This is a genomic window from Janthinobacterium aquaticum (assembly GCF_009208565.1).
In the GTDB taxonomy this organism is placed as follows: Bacteria; Pseudomonadota; Gammaproteobacteria; order Burkholderiales; family Burkholderiaceae_D; genus Janthinobacterium.
Window position 1 is genome coordinate 263,978 of sequence record NZ_WFLK01000007.1, and the last position, 19,930, is coordinate 283,907.

A 19,930-nucleotide genomic window follows, 5' to 3' on the forward strand; every position below is an offset into this window, starting at 1 on the left:
TAATATTCTCCTGAATTATTGGGCACTGGCGCTGGCCGATGCCGCTGCGGCCGCTGGTGCAGCGCCCTGGGCGCCGCCTTGCGCTGCCGGGGCAGCAGCGGGCACGGCAACAGCCGGTGCGCCTGGCTTGATCTTCTGCAGGCCTTCGACGATCACGCGGTCGCCGGCAGCCAGGCCGGACGTGACCAGCCAGTTGGTGCCAACGGTGCCGTTGGTGGTCAGGATGCGTTGCTCGACCTTGTTTTCCTTGTTCAGGATCATGGCCGTGGCTTCACCCTTCTGATTGCGCGAGACGCCAACTTGCGGCACGGTAATGGCTTTCTCGTCGATACCGGTTTCCAGTTGTGCCCGCACGAACATGCCTGGCAGCAGCTCGCCTTTCGGGTTCGGGAACAGCGCGCGCAGCACCACGTTGCCGGTGGTCGGATCAACGCTCACGCCGGAGAACTGCAGCTTGCCTTCCTGGCTGTATTTGGTGCCGTCAGGCAGCACCAGATTGACTTTGGCCTGGCCATCGCCCGATTTTTTCAGGCTGCCATCGGCCAGCTGGCGGCGCAGGCGCAGCAGGTCGGTGCTGGACTGGGTCACGTCGACATAAATCGGATCGAGTTGCTGCACGGTGGTCAGTGCATCGGCCTGGCCGGCGGTCACGAGCGCGCCAGCGGTGACGGTCGAGCGGCTGGTGCGGCCGCTGATCGGCGCCGTCACAGTGGTGTAGCGCAGATTGATATTGGCCGACTCCAGCGCTGCCGTTGCCGATTCCACATCGGCCTTGGCTTGCTCGTAACTGGCGACGGCGTCATCGTATTCCTGGCGGCTCACGCCTTCGATGGCCACCAGTTCCTTGTAGCGTGCCGCTTTCGGACCGGCCGTCAGCAAATTGGCGCGCGCCTTGGCCAGTGCGGCCTTGGCCGAATTGGCCGAAGCCTGGAAGGTCGACGGATCGATCTGGTACAGCGGCGTGCCCGCTTTCACATCGGCGCCTTCGGTAAACAGGCGCTTTCTGATAATGCCGCCCACTTGCGGGCGCACATCGGCAACTTCATAGGCATTGGTGCGGCCAGACAGATCGGCCATGATCGGCAACGCGGCCGGATTAACAGTAAACACGACGACCTGCGGCGCCTGCTGCTGCGGCGGCGGTCCTGCCTGTTTTTTACTGCAGCCGGCCATGATAACAGTGGCGCACAGCACGGCAATAGCGCCGCTCGTACGCGGCGACGGCAAGGAGAATGTTGATTGCATCTTGGACTTTCTGGAAAAAAAAGCTGGCTGGTGTCGTTAGAAATGGGGAAATCTATTAACGCAGATCAAAGAATGAACGATCATTCTAAAATCGTCAAGCGAAATTACAATTGAATCTTGACAACTTTTTCTAGAAACTATGATTGATAAGACAACAAAATGACTGGAAAGTCAGTAAGCATGCGGCCGTGATGAATATCAACGGCACGCAGACAGCATCAAAGGGTACAGCGGGAAAAATGGACTGAACACCTACTTTAACAGGCTGCTCAATTGTTTGCTTGGCACTTGCGGTGGCGTAAAGCCACCGCAGGGATGAACTACCGAGGGCTATGCTGCGGGGCAGCATGAGCACTTGCTGGAACGGCTAGTATCTTGCAACTCGCCGCTACAGTTTTCATTACTTCCACTTGCCGCGCAGCTCCTGCACTTTTTGCTGCAACAGTTCGGGCGTGGCCAGTTCCGGCGCCACTGGCAGGCCAACCGCCAGCGCCAGGCGCGAGCGCAGCCCGCCCTTGAAGGCGCGCTCGAACAGATGGCCATTGCGCTTGCTCAGCAGATGTCCCCACAGGCCGCGCAGCGCCAGCGGAATGACCGGCACCTTGTTACGTTCAATGATTTTGGCGATACCGCCCTTGAACTCACTGATCTGGCCGGTACGCGTAAGCTTACCCTCGGGGAAAATGCATACCAGCTCGCCTTCATGCAGCGCCTGGGCGATATCGATAAAGGCCTTTTCCATCAGAAAAGGATCTTCCTTGGCCGGGGCAATCGGTATGGCCTTGGCAGTGCGGAAAATCCAGCCCAGCAGCGGCGTCTTGAAGATGCGGTGATCCATCACAAACCGGATCGGACGCGGGCTGGCTGCCATGATCACCACCGCGTCGACATAGCTGACATGGTTACACACCAGCACGGCGGCGCCCTCTGTCGGGATGCGCTCGCCGTCGACCACCTTGACGCGGTGTACGGTCTGGATCAGCAGCCAGGCCAGGAAGCGCATCAGGAACTCGGGCACCAGCGAGAAGATATAGGCGGCCACCAGCGCATTCAAAATGGCGGTAATCAAAAACAGCTGGGGAATCGTGAAGCCCTGCCCCAGCAGCACGATGGCCACGCCGGCCGCCGCCACCATGAACAGGGCATTGAGGATATTCATGCCGGCAATCGTGCGCGAAATATGCTTGGGATCGCAGCGCGTCTGGATCAGCGCAAACAGCGGCACGATGAAAAAGCCGCCGAAGACGCCGATCATGACGATATCGATCAGGATGCGCGGCACGCCGGCCTGGCTGACAAAGGCCAGCGCATCGACGATCTGCGTATTGGCATAGGCATTGCTGGCAAAATACAGGTCGATGCCGAACAGCGACAGGCCGATCGAGCCGAACGGCACCAGGCCGATTTCGATCTTGTGGCCCGACAGGCGCTCGCACAGCAGGGAACCGGCGCCGATACCGATTGAAAACACGGTCAGCAGCAGCACGAATACGCTATGGTCGCCATGCAGGAAATCCTTGGCGTACACGGGGAACTGCGCCAGGATCAGCGCACCGTAAAACCAGAACCAGGAATTGCCCAGCATGGCGAGGAACACCGAACGGTTCTTGCGCGAGAAATTGAGGTTGCGAAACGACTCGGCCACGAAATTGATGCTGATTTTGAGGTCTGGCTCGGGCGCCGGCGTGCGCGGCACGCGGTAGCTGGCGATCAATCCGAATACGGCCACGGCAATGGTGGCGCCCGCCACCAGTTCCACGCCCAGCGGCTTGTACACGATCAGCACCGCGCCGAGGATTTCACCGAACAGAATACCGACAAAGGTGCCCATTTCAATCAGGCCGTTGCCGCCCACCAGTTCCTCGGGTTTGAGCTGCTGCGGCAGATAGGCATATTTGACCGGCCCGAACAGCGTCGAATGCACGCCCATGCCGACCACTGCCGCCACCAGCAACCACAGCGTATGGGTCATCCAGCCGGCGGCAGCCACGCCCATAATGACCAGTTCCATCCATTTCACGAAGCGGGCCAGTCCGGCTTTCTCGAACTTGTCGGCCAACTGGCCGGCGGTGGCTGAAAACACCACATAGGGCAGGATAAACAGGCCGGGAATCAGGTTGGTAATGGTTGACGGATCGAGCGTGGTCCAGCTCAGGGCGTCGTACGCCAGGATTACCATCAGCGCGGTCTTGAACAGATTGTCGTTGAAGGCGCCAAAGAACTGGGTCCAGAAAAACGGCCCGAAACGGCGCTGTGACAATAAGGCAAACTGGCTTTGTTGACTCATGGTAGGGAACTGGGCTGTAAAGGAATGCTTAAAATACAGCACTATGCTGCGCACGACAATCTGAATGTCGAAGTATTGCCCTTCATCAAGCTCACTATCCTCAGGGCCATGCATGCTCTGGCGTGCGCTCACGTTGCCACGCAGCTATAAAGAAAATCCCGCTTCTTGATAATAAGGTAATGTATCTCGCAACGGGCGCCATCCTGCCGCGCCCTGACCTGCCAGGAAACCAACCATGTTTGCATTGATACCGTTGATATTGCTGGGTGTGCTTGTTACCGCCTTTGTGGTGGCGGTAAAAGGCCGCAATAAAATCGCTGTCCTCGAACAGATGACCGTGCGCCTGCGCACGGAAATGAACAGCATGCAGGAGCGCCTGCAGGTGCTCGAACAGGTGATTGCGGCCTCACCGCCAATTGCAGGCGCTGAAACGCCGGGCAAGGCCAGTGCAAACGTGGACGCGGCTGGTCCTGCTGCAGTTTCAACTGCGCCTGTGCCTGTGCCTGTGCCTGTGCCTGATCGTTCGCCGGCAACGCCTCCTGCACCTCTGTCAGTGCCGGTGCCAGCGCAGGCCAGCGTGCTGCCAAGGTCTGCCCAGGTGATGGCACCGGTCATTACGATGTCGCTCGACAAGCGTGTGCCGGCGCCGCCTGCCCCTGTTCCCGATACCGCAGCTGTGCCTGAACCGGTCGCCGCAGCCGCTCCAGCCCCCGTCCCTGCAGCGGCCCCTGCATCAGCGCCAGCGCCGCAGCCAGCGTTGCCCAATACCCCCGCCTGGATCGACAGCGGCAATGGCCTGCTGGCCAAAGCAAAGGCGTGGCTGTTTACCGGCAATCTGGTGGCCAAGCTTGGTCTGCTGATCCTGTTCCTGGGTGTCAGCTTCCTGCTCAAATACGTGGCCGCGCAGATTACGGTGCCAATCGAACTGCGCCTGGCCGGCATTGCGCTGCTTGACGTCGCCCTGCTGGCCTGGGCCTGGCGCATCCGCCTGGCGCGTCCCGGCATCAGCCTGCCGCTGCAGGGCACGGCGATGGCGATCCTGATGCTGGTCACCTTTGGCGCCTTCAGGCTATACGAATTGCTGCCGGCCGGCCTGGCTTTTGGCATCCTGTTTCTGCTGACCGTGTTGACCTGCCTGCTGGCGGTGCTGCAGAACGCCGTCTGGCTGGCCGTGTTCGGCATCGTCGGCGGCTTTGCCGTGCCGATCCTGGTCTCGACCGGCAGCGGCAGCCATATTGGCCTGTTCAGCTATTACGCGCTGCTCAATGCGGGCGTGTTTGCGATTGCCCTCAGGCGCTCGTGGCGCATCCTGAATGTGCTGAGCTTTGGCTTTACCTTTGCCGTATCGACCACCTGGGGCGTGCTGCGCTACACGCCGGAAAACTATCTGTCGACCCAGCTGTTCCTGGTGCTGTTCGTGCTGTTTTATATCGGCATCGCGATTGCCTACTGCGCGCGCCAGGCGCCGCGCCTGAAACACTATGTCGATGGCACGCTGGTGTTCGGCACGCCGCTGGCCGCCATGGGGCTGCAATACGGCCTGGTCAAAGACATGCACTTCGGCCTGGCGTTTTCGGCGCTGATCGCCGGCCTGCTCTATACCGGCCTGGCAGTGGCGCTATGGCGCCGCGCCAATGGCGCCTTCCGCCTGCTGGCCGAAGCATTCCTGGCGCTGGGCATTGTGTTCGGCACGCTGGCCATTCCGTTTGCGCTCGACGGTCGCTGGACGTCGGCTGCCTGGGCGCTCGAAGGCGCCGGCATCGTCTGGGTCGGCCTGCGCCAGCGCCAGCCGCTGGCCTGGGTGTTTGGCCTGGTGGTGCAGGTGGGCGCGTGGCTGTCTTTCGTCGGCATCCTGGCCGGCATGGACACGGCTGTCGCGCTGCAATCGAACCTGTGGCTGGGCTTTTTGCTGCTGGCCGCCGCTGCGCTGCTGATGGCGATCAACTTCCGCCGCCAGCATGGCGTGCAGCACACCATGCCGCTGCAGCAGCTGATCGCGCCCCTGTCGGTGCTGTTCCTGGTTGCCGCCACCGCCTGGCTGCTGGGCGGCCTGTGGACTGAAATCCTGATCCGTACCGAGGCCACCACGCAGCTCAATTTGCTGACCGTCAGCGCGCTGGCGGTGGTCGGCCTGCTGGCCGCGCTGGCGCGCCGCGAGCAGTGGCACAGCCCGCGCGCGCTGATGCTGGCCGTGCAGGTGGTAGCCGGCGCGGTCATGCTGAGCCGCGCCAGCTGGAGCTGGGATGGCCACCCTGCCAACCTGTTTGCTGGTTCCTTCCTGAGCGCCTTGCTGCTGGCCACGGCTGCCCTGGCCAGCGCACGCTTGGCGCAGCAGCGCTCGCTCCAGGGCGATGCTTTGATGGCGCCAGCCGCGCTGCCACTGCTGCAATGGAGCGGCCTGCTGTGGTTTGCCGGCGTGCTGGTGCCGCTGGCCAGCTGGCTGCTGCGCATGGTCGACGGCGATCCCGCGCTGCAGCCTCATAACGGCGAACAGTGGGCGGCGCTGTATTTGATCACGGTGTGCGCCAGTGCCCTGCTGTTTGTGCAAGCGGCGCGCCGCCTGCACTGGCCGCAGCTGCGCTGGCTGGCCGTGCCCGCCTGGTTTGCACTGGCCTTCTGGAGCGCGAACACGCTGATGGCGCTGTATGTGCGCCAATACCTGCCGACAGCTGTGGCATGGCTGGCGTTTGCCTGCCTGCTGGCGACAAACGAGTATCTGATGCGCAGCTGGTCGCGCGCAGGCTGGCGCCTCGACCTGCGCGCGCTGCGCCTGCTCCATACCATCCGCACGGCCGCACCGTGGCTGATGCTGTGGCCGGTGGGCGCCATGCATATCGATGCCTGGCTGGCTGGCCGGGGCGACGCTGTCAGCCCGGCCTGGTCGCGCTACCTGCCGGCCTGGGCCATGATGCTGGTACTGGCCTGGCTGATCCGCCGCTGCCGCGCCGGCGGCTGGCCGGTCGCGCCAATTGTCAGCTGGTACCAGCGCTATCTGATCCCGCTGGCCACCGCCTGGTCGCTGGTGCTGATCGCCCTATGGAACTTTGCCGACAATGGCGCCATGGCGCCGCTGCCCTACCTACCACTGCTTAATCCATTGGACCTGAGCAGCGCCTTTGCCATGCTGCTGGGCCTGGTCACCTATCGTTTGCTGCGCGTGGGCACGCCAGCCTGGCTGGCGCCATGGCAGCCGCGCCTGCCGCTGCTGGCAGGCTGCTTTGCCTACGCATGGTTCAACCTGATGCTGCTGCGCACAGTGTCGAACTACATGGGCGTGCCCTACCAGTTCGACGCCATGCTCGCTTCGCAGTTCGTGCAGGCGATGCTGTCGCTGGTCTGGAGCGTCACCGCCCTGCTGCTGATGCGCCATGCGGCGCGCACGCAGCGGCGCGGCCAGTGGAGCGCCGGCGCCGTACTGCTGGCGCTGGTGGTGGCCAAGCTGTTCCTGATCGACTTGTCCAATGCGGGGGGTATTGCGCGCATTGTTTCCTTTGTCGGCGTCGGCCTGCTGATGGTGCTGATCGGCTATCTGGCGCCGTTTCCCAAGGCGGCGGCCGACATGTCAGCCGAACGGCCAACCCAACCAGAAACGGGAGCAGCATGAACAGGCGTTTGACGATCTTCCTTGCGCTGGCGACATGCGCTGCCAGCACCAGCGCAATGGCAACGGACCGGTTGCAGGACTATGCGTGGCGCATGACGGTGCAGCCAGCAACAGGCGGCGTGGCGCGCTTGCCACTGCCCAAAGAAGTTTATCTGCATGCGCGCACCAGCACCCTGGCCGATCTGCGCCTGTTTGACGCCAACGGCAAGGCGCTGGCGTTTGCCATCGGTGCGCCTGCCGTGCAGAGCAACACCGAGCAGCGCGAACTACCGGTACGGGTGTTCCCGCTGAGCGGTTCATCGGCCAGTAGCGAGGGCCTGCAGAATGTGGACATCCGCACGGCCAGCGACGGCCGGCTGCTGTCGGTCAGCGTCCGCAGCCGGCCTGGCGACCAGGCTGACGTCCTGCAGGCGCTGATCCTCGACCTGGGCCGGCAGGACCAGCACAGCCGCATTGCCGGCCTGCGCTTTACCCTGCCCGGCGGCACCGGCAACTACAGCGCGCAGGTGCTGCTGGAGGTCAGCGACGACCTCAAGCAATGGGACGCCATCGGCACCACCACCCTCAACTGGCTGCGCAACAGCGACACGCAAACGCTGGCCAACGACAGCATGGAGTTTGCGGCGCGCAGTTTCCGCTACGCACGCCTGAGCTGGCAGGACGGCCAGCCGCTGGCGTTTGCCAGCATCAGCGCGCAAGCCGTCAGCCAGGCCAGCGTGGCCCCGCCGCGCGCCAGCATCACGCTGCAGGGCAAACCGGGCAAGGACGCAAGCCAGTGGCTGTACGCCACCCCGCCCGCCATTCCCGCCGACAGCATCGGCCTGCAACTCGACCAGCCCAATACGGTGCTGCCGGTCACGCTGGGTGTGTTACGCCAGGCTGAACAAGTCACGCAGCGCCATCGCCTGTATCGCCACCATGGACAGGCGCGCCCCGCCCAGGGCAGCTATATCGATCCGCTGCTCAATACCACGTTCTACCGCATCAGCAATGCCGGCAATGGCGGCAAAGAGCGCGTGTCGGGCGACCTGTCCATGCCGGTAGTACAGACCACGCAATGGATCTTGCAGGGCAGCGCCAGCTCGAACCTGGCCCAGGCGCCGGCACTGCGTTTGGGCTGGACACCCGATACGTTATTTTTCCTGGCCAGTGGCAAACCGCCCTACCAGCTGGCGTTTGGCAACAGCAAGGCCCCCCCTGCGGCAAGCAGCCTGTCGCAGGTCGCGCCCGGCTTCCAGTCCGCTGAATTGCTGGCACTGCCTGCTGCTACCGTTGGTGCGCTCACTGCGCAGGCCGGCGCACCGGCCGCAGCACCGGCGTCAGCCGACGCAGCGCGGCCCTGGCGGCTCGCCGCCCTGTGGGGCGCGCTGTTGCTCGGCGTGGTCGTGCTGGGCTTTTTTGCCTGGCGCTTGCTGACGCAAATGAAGCAGGAGCAGGACCAACAGCAAGAGCGCGAGCAGGGACGCGAGCAGAATTAGGCCAGCGCCGCCTTACTGCCGCAGCAGCGCCTTGAACGTCTGCGGCATCCACGGGCGTACCGCCAGCATAAAGCTGATCGCGCGCCGCTCGGACGATGGCAGCCGCGCGTCTTCCTGATGCTGCTGTGAAAACTCGACAGCCACCTGTTTCAGCCGCTCCAGCAAAGCGACCGTCGACTTTTTGGACAGCATCACATTAACCAGCCGCAGCAGTTCGGACTCGCCATCGAATTGCGAATTGAGATAATCGTCGTAGGCCTCCCGCTTGAAGTAGCTGTGGATCGGTCCGTTCGGTATCCAGGCAAAGGTGCGCGCCACAAGCAGTTTGACCCGGTTATTGGGCAGCAGTTCCAGGAAACCGATTTTATCGAGCCGCAGCAGGCATTTGACGGCGTCCGCCTCGCTGATATCGTAAATTTCCAGTATCTGTTCAAGCGGCAGCAGGTTCAAAGCCGAAACGGCCACGATAAACAGGCGCGTGTCTTCGATAATTTCCTTTTCCTGCTCGAACGTGAGCGCCGTAATCAGCGTGGGCGCCGCCTGCGCCGACTGGACCGCCGCCACCAGCTGTGCGAAGTCGCTGCCGATGGCCACCAGCACCTGGTCGAGCCGCTGCAGCGTGAACTGCTTTTGCGAAAACATGCGCTTGACGCTGGCTTCGGAAACCCCAATGCGCTGCGCCAGTTCGGCATACGTGATGGCACGCGTTTTAAGCAAGCGCTTGAGGGCGTTGACCAGGGCATGGGTTTGCTGCATGGGATTCCCTTGAATAAGTAGCATATTATGATACTTGCAGTATGCCTTGCCTAGACGAGTAGCGCCAGCATTGACTAAAAACCGCCCATCGACAATCATGACGTTGCCAATTGGCACATTTGAAGGAGATACCATGAAACGCCTGCTGCCCCTGTTGTTAAGCCTGTCCCTGGCCTTGCCCGGCCTCTCCCACGCCGCCTCGGAAAACCTGTCGCGCGGCTCGGAGCACCTGAGCCAGGGTTCGGCTGTTGTGGTTGCCGGCTCGCTGTCGATGCTGGCCGGTTCCGGCGAAATCGTCGTGGCCAGTATCGAGAACGTCGGCGAAGGCATCGTGGTGGTGCTGAAAGGCGCCTCGGAAGCCGGTGGCGCCTCGATCCAGATGAGCGCCAAGGCAGCCGAGGGCCTGTCGCTGGCAGCGGGCACGGTAGTGAGCGTGGTGGCGATGTCGACCGGCTACGCGCTGGTCTTGTCCGGCAAGGCGATTGCGTTTATTCCCAACGAGCTGGGCAAGGCGCTGCTGCATCACTCGAAAGCCTGATGCCATGCGTACCCTCAAACTGATCGTGCTGTGCGCCGCCGTGGCCACCACCGGTGCAGCCCAGGCAGGCCGCTCGTGCGAAGAAAAGCAGACCGATGCGGCCACCCTGATCAAGTCGATGAACCTGGCGCAGAAAACCCTGCAGGCGCTTGACGCCTCGGGCGCCCAGGTGGCGCTGCTGGCACGCGCCGGCCAGGACCTGTCGAAATACCAGGTGCGCTACTCGCATATGGCGCTGGCCTGGCGCGACCACCCGAAAGGCCGCTGGCTGGTGGTGCATGAACTGAACGAATGCGGCACGGCACAGTCGTCGCTGTACAACGAAGGGCTGGGCAACTTCTTTATGGACGATGTGTTCATGTATGAAAGCATGATCATGATTCCGTCGCAGGAGACCCAGCAACAACTGGCGCGTCTGCTGGCCAGCAATACCCCGAAGCGCCTGCATGAGCCGCACTACAATATGCTGGCCTACCCTTTTTCCACCAAATACCAGAATTCCAACCAGTGGGTGCTGGAAACGCTGGCCGCCGCCAGCGCCGAGCCGGGCCAGATCGAAACGCGCGCTGAAGCACAGACCTGGCTGCGCAGCGCCAGCTACGCGCCCCAGACGCTGAGCATTCCAGCCGCCACGCGCCTGGGCGCACGCATGTTCCGCGCCAATATCGCCTTTGACGACCACCCGTTCGAACGGCGCATGACGCGCCGCATCGATGTGGTGACCGTCGACTCGATCAGCAGCTTCGTGCGCCAGCGCCAGCCGGAGGTCAAAGAGATCGTGGTGCGCGGCGACTAACCCTGCCCGCTTAAAACACCCAGAGCTTATCAGCCGGCATCTGCAGCCAGTATTTGCCGGCCTCGAGCTTGTAGCGTGAATAGGCGCGCAGGCTCAGGTTGTCGGCGCCCTGGAACAGGCACTCCCAGCGGTCGCCCAGATACATGCAGGTCAGCAGCGGCAGCTCGATGGCATTGTCGACGCGGGTGGCGCTGATTTTCACTTCTTCCACCCGTATCATGGTGGTCACATCAAGACCCGTATTGCTGCCGCGCGCCACGCCCTGCATCGGCGTGCCGTCGATCTGCAGGCTCACCTGAGGGCCGTTGCGCTGCAGGACCTTGCCTGGCAGGCGGTTGTTGCTGCCCATGAATTCAGCCGTAAACAAGGTGTCGGGCGTCTCATACATGCTCTGCGGCGTGCCCTGCTGCTCGATCTTGCCGTTATTGAGCAGCAGGATGCGGTCCGAAATGGCCATCGCTTCGCCCTGGTCATGGGTGACCATCAGCGCCGACAGCCCCAGGCGCACGATCAGTTCGCGCAAAAAGGCACGCGCTTCTTCGCGCAGCTTGGCGTCGAGGTTTGACAGCGGTTCATCGAGCAGGATTACGGGCGGGTTATAGACCAGCGCGCGGGCAATGGCCACGCGCTGCTGCTGGCCGCCGGACAACTGGTGCGGATAGCGCTCGCCCAGGTGGCCCAGGCCCAGCTGCGACAGTACTTCCTTGATGCGCGCGGCGATATCGCTGCTGCCCATTTTGCGCAGTTTCAGGCCATAGGCGACGTTGTCGAACACGGTCTTGTGCGGCCACAGCGCATACGACTGGAACACCAGCCCCAGGTTGCGCTGTTCGGCCGGCATCTCAAAGTTTTTGGCGCCATCGAACACATTGCGTGCACCGATCTCGATGGTGCCCGCTTTCGGGCTTTCCAGCCCGGCCACGGCGCGCAGCAAAGTGGTCTTGCCGCTGCCCGAAGGCCCCAGCAAGGCAACCACTTCGCCTTTTTTCAGGTGCATCGATACGCCCTTGAGGATAGGGTTGGCCGAGGCGCCGGTGCCGTAGTCCAGGTGCAGCTCATTGACGGTCAATTCATTCATGATGTGGTCTCAGTGTATTTTTATTTAGTTATGTAACTCAGTTGTGTAACTTGACGCCAAAGCGCAGCGCGATGCCCAGGCCGATGGCCACCAGGGTGATGTTGATGAACGACAGCGCCGCCACCAGGTCGGTCGAGCCGCCGGCCCACAGCGACACCAGCATTGCGCCGATCACTTCGGTGCCTGGCGAGAGCAGGTACACGCCGGTCGAGTATTCGCGCTCGAAAATCAGGAACACCATCAGCCAGGCGCCCAGCAAACCGTATTTGATCAGGGGCAGCGTGACGTCGCGTGTGACCTGGCCGCGGCTGGCGCCAACGGCGCGCGCCGCCTCTTCCAGTTCCGGGCCAACCTGCAGCAGCGCGGTGGAAATCAAACGCATGCCGTACGCCATCCACACCACCGAATAGGCCAGCCACAGCGCAAAAATGGTCGAGCGCACTTCACGCAGCACCGGAATTACGTGGCCGCTCAGCCACAGGGCCACGCCGTTGTCCATGCCTTTCAATACGCCATCGAGCCAGGCCGGCACGAACAGGAACACCCACAGGAACGACAGGCCGGCCAGCAGGCCCGGCACGGCGCGCGGCACCAGCACGCTGTAGTCGAGCAGGCGCGTGATACCGTCCTGCTTGCGGTGCATGGCCAGCGCGATAAAGCTGTAGCAGGCCACGGCCAGCGCGCCACCGACCACGCCGATCAGGATGGTATTGACGATGCCGCGCACCAGCGACGGTTGGTCGAAGATATCGCGGAAATGCTGCAGCGTCAGCACGTCGGCCAGGTGCACGCCCTCGCCCCAGTACTGCACGAACGAGCGCAGCACGATGCCCGACAGCGGCAGCACGATGGTGAAAATCAGCCAGCCGGCCAGCAAGGCAAAGGCCAGCCACTTCCAACGGCCCAGCGGCATGGCCTTGCTGCGCGCGCCCTTGCCCTTGATCGACACATATTTGTTGGCCGATTTGAGCAGCCAGCGCTGTATCATCACCAGCGGCATGGTCACCATCACCAGGCACACCGCCACTGCGGCCATCAGATGGTAGGACGGCGTACCGAGCTTGTTGGTCAGCTTGTACAGATAGGTCGGCAGCACCAGGTGGCCTTCCGGATCGCCCAACACCAGTACCAGCCCGAACACTTCAAAACCGAGGAAGAACACCAGCACGCCGGCATAGGCCAGCGCCGGCATGATCATCGGCAGCGACACATTCATCATCACCTGCACCGGCGAAGCACCGGCTACGCGCGCCGCCTCTTCCACATCCGAGCCCAGGCTTTTCAACGCCGACGACGCGTACAGATAGACATGCGGCACGTGGGTCAGGCCGGCGATAATGACGATGCTGGTAAAGGAATAAATATTCCAGGGCACGAAACCGATCAGCTCCTTGGCCCAGGTCGAGTAGAAGCCCACCGGCCCCATCGACACCACATAGCCAAAGCCCATCACCATCGGCGACACAAAGATCGGCACCAGCAGCATCGGCGCGACCCAGCCGCGACCCGGCAGGTCGGTGCGCACCATCAGGAAGGCCAGCATGCCGCCCAGCGGCACGGCAATCACCGTCAGGCCAAAGGCCAGCATCAGGCCATTCTTGAAGGCCATCGAGAAATCGGGATCGTCGAAGATGAAACGGTAGGAATCAAAGCCCAGTTCGCGCACCGGCATAAAGAACGGCGCGTTGAGAAAGCTCTGATAAAAAATCAGGAACAGCGGCAGAAAAATGGCGACCAGCGTGATCGTCACGACCACGCCGCGCGGCCAGTTCAGGCGTGACAAGCCGGAGCGCGACCGTGCAGGCAGCGGCAAGATAGCAGTTTGCATGATGAATCCAGTGTGTGTAGGGTGCGGCATGCGTCCGCAGCAGGACGCTGCGGACGGCTTGCAAAACTTGAAAACGGCGCGGTATTATTTTTTACCGGCGGTCTCTTTCCACTGCTTCAGGAACGCCATGCGCTTGGCTGGCCCCAGGAACTGCAGGATGATCGGATGGACTGGCACCGGCTTGACGTTGGCCGCGCCGATTTCCTTGATCAGGTCAGCCGAGGTAGTTTCACCGGTCACGTCAGCGCGGATCGCAAACAGCTTGGCGCCGTTCGAGATCACGGTCTGACCACGATGCGACAGGATGTAATCGAGCCACAGCTTGCCGGCATTGACGTTTTTGGCGTTCTTGTTGATGAACTGCACGCGCGACAGGATCAGCGTGTAGTCTTTCGGCAGCACCACGCCGATCGACGGATCGGTCTTGGCGCGCACCAGCGCGTAGGAGCCCAGCACGTTGTAGCCGATCAGGTTTTCACCCGACGAGATGCGCTCCATCATGGTGCCGGTCGAGGACTGCACGCGCACCTTGGCCGTGCCGAACGCGTTTTCCAGCGCCAGGAACTGCGGGTATTCCTTGGCGTCCTGCGACATGAACATGAAGCCCACGCCCGACTTCTCGATATCATAGGTGGTGACCTTGTCCTTGAACTTCGGCGTGGCGATCAGCTTGACGAAATCATCGTGGTTCTTCGGCACTTCCTTCGGATCGAGCAGGCGCTTGTTGTAGACGATGGCGGCCGGCTCGAACGTGGTGCCGTAAGCCTGGTCGTCCCACATGGCCCAACCGGGAATCTTGGCCGCTTCCACCGATTTGTACTTGAGCGCGTAGCCGTCCGAGGCCAGGCGCATCTGCAGGTCCATCGCCGACGACCACATCACGTCGGCGGTATTGCCGCCGGCAGCGACTTCGGAAATAAAGCGGTTATACACTTCGGTCGAATTCATATCGTTGTATTCGACCGAAATGCCCGGGTACAGCGCGCTGAAGTCCTTGATCAACGGGGCGGCGGCCTTGCTGTCGGTGGCGCTGTAAATCACCAGCTTGCCTTCTTTTTTGGCCGCGTCGATGATCTTCTGGTAGTCGGCAGGATAGCCGGCCGGCACTTGCGCCAGTGCGGCGCCTGCCAGGCTGGAAAAGGCAGCGGCCAGGGTGATGCCGAGTATGTTTTTGGTCTGCATGGTTGTCTCCGTCTTGTGATTGATGTGATGTCTTGCTGTTTTTTTCAACGCATCAGGCCCAGTTCCGTGGCCTGCCTGACATAGCGCTCATAGGCCTGGTTCACGTACTTCGTCAGTGGCGCGCCGGTCAGCGCAAACGGCGACAGGCCGGCCTGTTCGCGCCACTGTGCAAATTGCGGCGTAGCCATGGCGCGCTCGAATGTAGCGACCCAGCGCTGGTAGTCGGCGTCCGGCACCTGTGGCCCCATCCAGAGGCCGCGTATGATCGGCCAGACCACGTCAACGCCCTGTTCGCGTGCGGTCGGCACGCCGGCCAGTACACCCGGCAGGCGCTTTTCCGACAGCACCGCCAGCACGCGCGCATGGTTGCCGCGCGCATTGAGCGTCGCTTCCGAGGTGTCGCCCGAGACCACCTGCACATAATTGGCCTGCATCGCGGTAAACACTTCGCCGCCGCCTTCGAGTGCCACGAAGCGCAGCACCTTCGGGTCGATGCCGGCCTGGCGCGCGATCAGCGCCATCTTCAGCCAGTCCTGGCTGCCGATGGTGCCCGACACGCCGATCAGCACCTTGTCCGGATGCTGGCGCAGCGCGCCAATCAGCTCGGCCAGGTTCTTGTACGGCGAGTCGTCGCGCACGGCGATCATGCCGTAGTCGGCGCCCAGCGCCGCCACCCAGCGCACATCGCCCGGTTTGGCATTGCCGAACTTGCCTTGCGCCAGGTTGAGCAGCGAGCCGCCCGAAAACGCCACCAGCGTATTGGCTTCGGCGCGCCGGCGCTGCGAGCCCATCGAATGCCACGCCACCGCACCGATGCCGCCGGGCAGATACGACAGGCGTACCGGCCCTGGCGCTGCGGCAAGCTCCTGCGCCAGCCCTTTTTGCGCCAGCTTGCAGGTCAGGTCCATCGCGCCGCCCGGCTTGGACGGCACCACGCATTCGACACTGCCAGCAGCGTGCGCGCCAGCGCACAGCAGGCTGGCCAATAACAGGAACAATGAACGCAGCATCTCGAAGGCTCGCACGCAGGGTTAGAAGCGGTGCTGGATACCGGTAATCAGGCCGCGCTGGGTGTCGCCAAAGCCGGCGTCATCGCGCGACAGGCTGACCAGCTGGCCATGCTTGGCCTTGGCGTAGGCGCCAGCCACATACAGGTCGGTACGCTTGGACAGTGCATAGCGCAGGCGCGCCACGTACATGACCGGATCGGCGTCGAGGTTGGCGGCCACGTTCTTCACGTTCTGGTAGTACACCACGCCGGTCAGGGTAATGGCAGGCGTGGTCTTGTAGCTGACGCCGCCCCAGTACAAGGTGCCGCGCACGTCGGCACGGCCGGCCGCTGCCGGATCGAGCTTGTAGTCGCGCGCTGCCGCCTGCACCTTCCAGGCTCCATCTTCATACATCCCGGCCAGGTGCACCACGGTGGTCTTGTCGCGCGCGCCGCCGGCAATCGTGTTGCCGTTGATGCGCTCGTAGGTGGCCAGCACGCTGACCGGGCCGGCCTTGTAGTTCAAGGCGCTCGACAGCTTGGCGCTGTCGGAGGTGCCGGTGGTCTGCTCGCCGAAACCGTACGATACACCGTAGGTCAGGTCGCCCGACTTGCCCGAATACTTGACCAGATTGTCGAACGCCGTGGTCATGCCGTATTTGCTCGGGCCCGATGCATTGCCCGAGGTGGCCCACGAATAGAACGGCGCATAGGCCATCGGATCGTAAGGCAGCACGAAGTCGTACACGGTGGTAAACGAACGGCCCAGCACCACTTTGCCGAACGCGCCTTCCAGGCCCACATTGGCCTGGCGCTTGAACAGCGCGCCGTCGGCCGCGCCGGTATCGACCAGGATGCCGCCTTCGAGGTTGAACACGGCTTTCAGGCCGCCGCCCAGGTCTTCGCTGCCCAGGATGCCCCAGCGCGAGGTGTTCATGCCGCCGGAACTGACTTGCGTGACCGAGTCCTTGTTGGGACCGGCATTGGTGGTGCTGCTGACGCCTGCATCGAGGCGGCCATACAGCGTGACGTTGGACTGCGCCTGCGCAGCACTGGCAGCGGCCAGCAAGGCCAGGGCGGCAACGGAATAAGCGGATTTCTTCATGGTGTAGCGTCCCTTGATTATAGTTTTTGGTGATATGGCTGATCACTTTCGTGAATCAGGACTCCACTATAAATTCGGCTTCCTTTCAATTGGCTTTCAGTGGCGATGATGTCGCCACCTTGCCACAGGTACGGCAACGCAGCTACGCGGCAGCCGCCAGCGTGGCTTACACTGCATCCATATCAATGAATGGCGAAGACCATGCGTATTTTATTAGTGGAAGACCATCTGGAGTTGTCGCACTGGCTGGCCAAAGCCCTTCGCGACGCGCACCTGACGGTGGAGACCGCCCACAACGGCGCCGATGCCGACGCCCTGCTCCATACCCAGGAGTATGCCTTGGTGCTGCTTGACCTGACCCTGCCCAAAATGGATGGCCTGGATGTGCTGCGCCGCCTGCGTGCGCGTGGCGGCGCGCGCGGCAAGACGCCGGTGATGATCCTGACCGCGCGCGGCGGCCTGGACGACCGTGTGCAGGGCCTGAACCTGGGCGCCGACGACTACCTGGCCAAGCCGTTCGAACTGGCCGAACTGGAAGCGCGCGTCAAGGCGCTGCTGCGCCGCAGCCAGGGCAACGAAGCGCTGGTGCACAGCTGCGGCGCGCTCAGCTTCGACACCGTCACGCGCATGTTCAGCTATGGCGGTGCGGCGCTGTCGCTCAGTCCGCGCGAGCATGCGCTGCTCGAAGCGCTGATCTCGCGCCAGGGACGCGCGGTGGCCAAGGAAAAGCTGTTCGATGAAGTTTTTGCGCTGGCCGACGATGTCAACCTTGATGCGATCGAGCTGCTGATCCACCGCGTGCGCAAGAAACTCGACAGCTGCCAGGATGACGGCGCCGCCATCACCACCTTGCGCGGCATCGGCTACCTGCTGCAGCCGCGCAGCGCCATGCCAGTTGCAAAATGATGCCGGCGCGCGCCGTGCCCTGGCTGGAGCGGCTGCAGCGCGCAGCAGCCAGCCAGCGCCTGGGCAGCCTGCGCAGCCAGCTGCTGCGCTGGCTGCTGATTCCGCTGGTGATGCTGGTGCTGCTCGACGCCGTTTTCGTCTACCGCAACGCGCTCGATGCGGCCGACATGGCCTACGACCGCTCGCTGCTGGCGTCCACGCGCGCGCTGGCCGAACGCGTGTCAATTGTCAATGGCAAGGTGGTGGCCGAGGTGCCGTATGTGGCGCTCGACAGTTTTGAAACCGATACGCTGGGGCGCATCTACTACAAGGTCACGGGCATCAACGGCGAGCTGGTATCGGGCTATGGCGACCTGCCGGCGGTGCCGAAAAACGTGCCGCGTTCGGAAAATTATCCGGCCCTGGTGCGCTTTTACCACGCCTACTATCACGGCAAGCCGATCCGCATTGCCGCCCTGCTGCAGCCAGTCTATGACGACACCATGCGCGGCATCGCGCTGATACAGGTGGCTGAAACACTGGACGCACGGCGCGGCCTGTCGAACCAGATCCTGCTCAATACCCTGCTGTGGCAGGCGGCCATGGTGCTGCTGATGGCCGCGCTGGTATGGTTTGCCGTGCGGCTGGTACTGCAGCCTCTGATGCGCCTGAAAACCGAGGTGGAAACGCGCTCGCTGTCGGACCTGTCGGACGTCGACCCCAGCCTGGTGCACCGTGAAATGCGTCCGCTGGTGACCGCCATGAACGGCTCGATGGCCAGGCTGCAGCAACTGATCGCCAGCCAGCGGCGTTTTATTGCCGACGCCTCGCACCAGCTGCGCACACCGCTCACCGTGCTCAAGACGCAGGCCGAAATGGCGCTGCGCGAATGCGACCGCCAGGGCGCCGGCGAGCCGTCGATGGCGGCCGTGCGCAATATCGTTTCCAGCATGGCCGCCACCACCGATTCGGCCGTGCTGCTGGCCAACCGCCTGCTGACGCTGGCGCGCATCGAGCACGGCGGCGAGCACCTGGAAATGCAGACGGTGTCGCTGCGTGAAGTGGTGCAGCAGGTCGGCCTGGAAATGGCCATGACGGCTGTGGGCAAGCAGATCGATCTGTCGCTCGAAGCGGCCGATGAAGCACCGGTGCACGGCCAGGCGCTGCTGCTGCATGAACTGGTGGCCAATCTGGTCGACAACGCGCTGCGCTATACGCCGCCAGGCGGCAGCGTGATCCTGCGCGTATGCCTGCGAAATGAAGGTATGCAAGCAGGCGTGCTGCTGGAAGTGGAAGACAGCGGCCCCGGCCTGGCGACCGACGAGCGCGAACGCGTATTTACACCGTTCTACCGCGCCGGCGCAGCGCTGGAAAGCAACCCGGGCGGCGCCGGCCTGGGGTTGGCGATCGTGCGCGATATCGCCGATCTGCATCACGCGCAATTGACCTTGCAGACAGCGGCGAATGGTCACGGCTTGATGGTGCGCGTGGTTTTTGGCGCGCTGCAGCCAACCGCTGCCTGACCTTGAATTGAGCATGGCAGCGCCGCGCATGACAGGGCGATGGTAAGATCGCGCCGCAAACCAACCATGAAAGAACACTGCCATGATGAGCAAAGACGATGTGATCGAACTGTTTGACAATATCCGCGACAACGCACCGTGGGATCTGTCCAAACCGCTGCTGTGGGGCTACTACTTTACCAATCCGACGCCAGAGTCGCTGGAACAGGCGGCCGGCCTGCTGGCGCTGCAAGGCTATCGCCCGGTCGAGCTTTACCAGCCCGAACTGGAAGACGCGGCAGCGCCCGAGGTATGGGTGCTGCACGTGGAAAAAGCAGAAGTACACGACGTTGAAAGCCTGCACGCGCGCAATGGGGAGCTGATGGCGTTTGCCAGCGAGCAGAAGCTGGCCAGCTATGACGGCGTTGATGTGGGGCCGGTAGGGGCGGCGTAGGTCGGATTAGCGGGGCAAAGCCCCGCGTAATCCGACAACATGGTTGACGCATGCGGTGGTGTCGGATTACGGCCCGAAGGGCCTAATCCGACCTTGTATTATTCCTCTCATGCAGTTGATGGTGTTGCGAACAACATTAACCGCTGTCAAAATTCTTGGTAGGCATATCAAGACCGGGTAACTGGATGCCGTATCCGCCCTTAG

General features: G+C 62.7%; 15 protein-coding genes. 7 read left to right on the forward strand and 8 right to left on the reverse strand.

Translation table 11 applies throughout. The features are described 5' to 3' along the window. Positions 1 to 15: 15 nt before the first annotated feature. Complete coding sequence (locus GCM43_RS13790) at positions 16 to 1,245, reverse strand: efflux RND transporter periplasmic adaptor subunit (protein WP_152245164.1); 1,230 nt, start codon at positions 1,243 to 1,245, stop codon at positions 16 to 18. Positions 1,246 to 1,645: 400 nt separating this feature from the next. Next, on the reverse strand, positions 1,646 to 3,532 hold the full coding sequence (locus tag GCM43_RS13795; protein ID WP_152245166.1) for an MFS transporter: 1,887 nt from the start codon (positions 3,530 to 3,532) through the stop codon (positions 1,646 to 1,648). A 235-nt stretch (positions 3,533 to 3,767) separates the two neighbouring features. Here GCM43_RS13795 and GCM43_RS13800 point away from each other — a divergent pair, with 235 nt between their 5' ends. Continuing rightward, entirely contained in the window at positions 3,768 to 7,136 is a 3,369-nt protein-coding gene (locus GCM43_RS13800) for a DUF2339 domain-containing protein (protein ID WP_226929482.1), read from the forward strand. Continuing rightward, entirely contained in the window at positions 7,133 to 8,614 is a 1,482-nt protein-coding gene (locus GCM43_RS13805; RefSeq protein ID WP_152245168.1) for a DUF3999 family protein, read from the forward strand. Before GCM43_RS13800 ends, GCM43_RS13805 begins: the two co-directional genes overlap by 4 nt. A gap of 12 nt (positions 8,615 to 8,626) precedes the next feature. On the opposite strand, the gene GCM43_RS13810 is transcribed toward GCM43_RS13805, so the two are convergent. Further along, complete coding sequence (locus GCM43_RS13810) at positions 8,627 to 9,370, reverse strand: helix-turn-helix domain-containing protein (RefSeq protein ID WP_152245170.1); 744 nt, start codon at positions 9,368 to 9,370, stop codon at positions 8,627 to 8,629. Between the two features lie 133 nt (positions 9,371 to 9,503). Here GCM43_RS13810 and GCM43_RS13815 point away from each other — a divergent pair, with 133 nt between their 5' ends. Together GCM43_RS13815 and GCM43_RS13820 are read left to right on the forward strand one after the other, a co-directional pair. After that, the gene (locus tag GCM43_RS13815) at positions 9,504 to 9,908 is read left to right on the forward strand and encodes a hypothetical protein (protein ID WP_152245172.1); all 405 of its coding nucleotides are present in this window, start codon (positions 9,504 to 9,506) and stop codon (positions 9,906 to 9,908) included. A gap of 4 nt (positions 9,909 to 9,912) precedes the next feature. Next, entirely contained in the window at positions 9,913 to 10,704 is a 792-nt protein-coding gene (locus GCM43_RS13820; RefSeq protein ID WP_152245174.1) for a DUF2145 domain-containing protein, read from the forward strand. Positions 10,705 to 10,714: 10 nt separating this feature from the next. Here GCM43_RS13820 and GCM43_RS13825 read toward each other — a convergent pair whose 3' ends face one another. The 5 genes from GCM43_RS13825 to GCM43_RS13845 form a co-directional block, all read right to left on the reverse strand. Further along, positions 10,715 to 11,782, reverse strand: coding sequence for an ABC transporter ATP-binding protein (locus tag GCM43_RS13825; RefSeq protein WP_152245176.1), 1,068 nt, complete (start codon positions 11,780 to 11,782; stop codon positions 10,715 to 10,717). A 37-nt stretch (positions 11,783 to 11,819) separates the two neighbouring features. After that, on the reverse strand, positions 11,820 to 13,610 hold the full coding sequence (locus GCM43_RS13830) for an ABC transporter permease (RefSeq protein ID WP_152245178.1): 1,791 nt from the start codon (positions 13,608 to 13,610) through the stop codon (positions 11,820 to 11,822). An 84-nt stretch (positions 13,611 to 13,694) separates the two neighbouring features. Next, positions 13,695 to 14,792, reverse strand: a complete 1,098-nt coding sequence (locus GCM43_RS13835; protein WP_152245180.1) for an ABC transporter substrate-binding protein — start codon at positions 14,790 to 14,792, stop codon at positions 13,695 to 13,697. Between the two features lie 44 nt (positions 14,793 to 14,836). Next, positions 14,837 to 15,802, reverse strand: coding sequence for a Bug family tripartite tricarboxylate transporter substrate binding protein (locus GCM43_RS13840; protein WP_152245182.1), 966 nt, complete (start codon positions 15,800 to 15,802; stop codon positions 14,837 to 14,839). Positions 15,803 to 15,823: 21 nt separating this feature from the next. Beyond that, complete coding sequence (locus GCM43_RS13845; protein WP_152245184.1) at positions 15,824 to 16,885, reverse strand: porin; 1,062 nt, start codon at positions 16,883 to 16,885, stop codon at positions 15,824 to 15,826. Positions 16,886 to 17,086: 201 nt separating this feature from the next. Here GCM43_RS13845 and GCM43_RS13850 point away from each other — a divergent pair, with 201 nt between their 5' ends. The 3 genes from GCM43_RS13850 to GCM43_RS13860 all read left to right on the forward strand — a co-directional run bounded on the left by GCM43_RS13850 (position 17,087) and on the right by GCM43_RS13860 (position 19,726). Then, the gene (locus tag GCM43_RS13850; protein ID WP_152245186.1) at positions 17,087 to 17,791 is read left to right on the forward strand and encodes a response regulator; all 705 of its coding nucleotides are present in this window, start codon (positions 17,087 to 17,089) and stop codon (positions 17,789 to 17,791) included. Further along, positions 17,791 to 19,293: a sensor histidine kinase gene (locus tag GCM43_RS13855; protein ID WP_152245234.1), complete on the forward strand. Its 1,503-nt coding sequence runs from the start codon at positions 17,791 to 17,793 to the stop codon at positions 19,291 to 19,293. Before GCM43_RS13850 ends, GCM43_RS13855 begins: the two co-directional genes overlap by 1 nt. Before the next feature lie 82 nt (positions 19,294 to 19,375). Further along, complete coding sequence (locus tag GCM43_RS13860) at positions 19,376 to 19,726, forward strand: ribonuclease E inhibitor RraB (RefSeq protein WP_152245188.1); 351 nt, start codon at positions 19,376 to 19,378, stop codon at positions 19,724 to 19,726. Positions 19,727 to 19,930 lie beyond the last annotated feature (204 nt).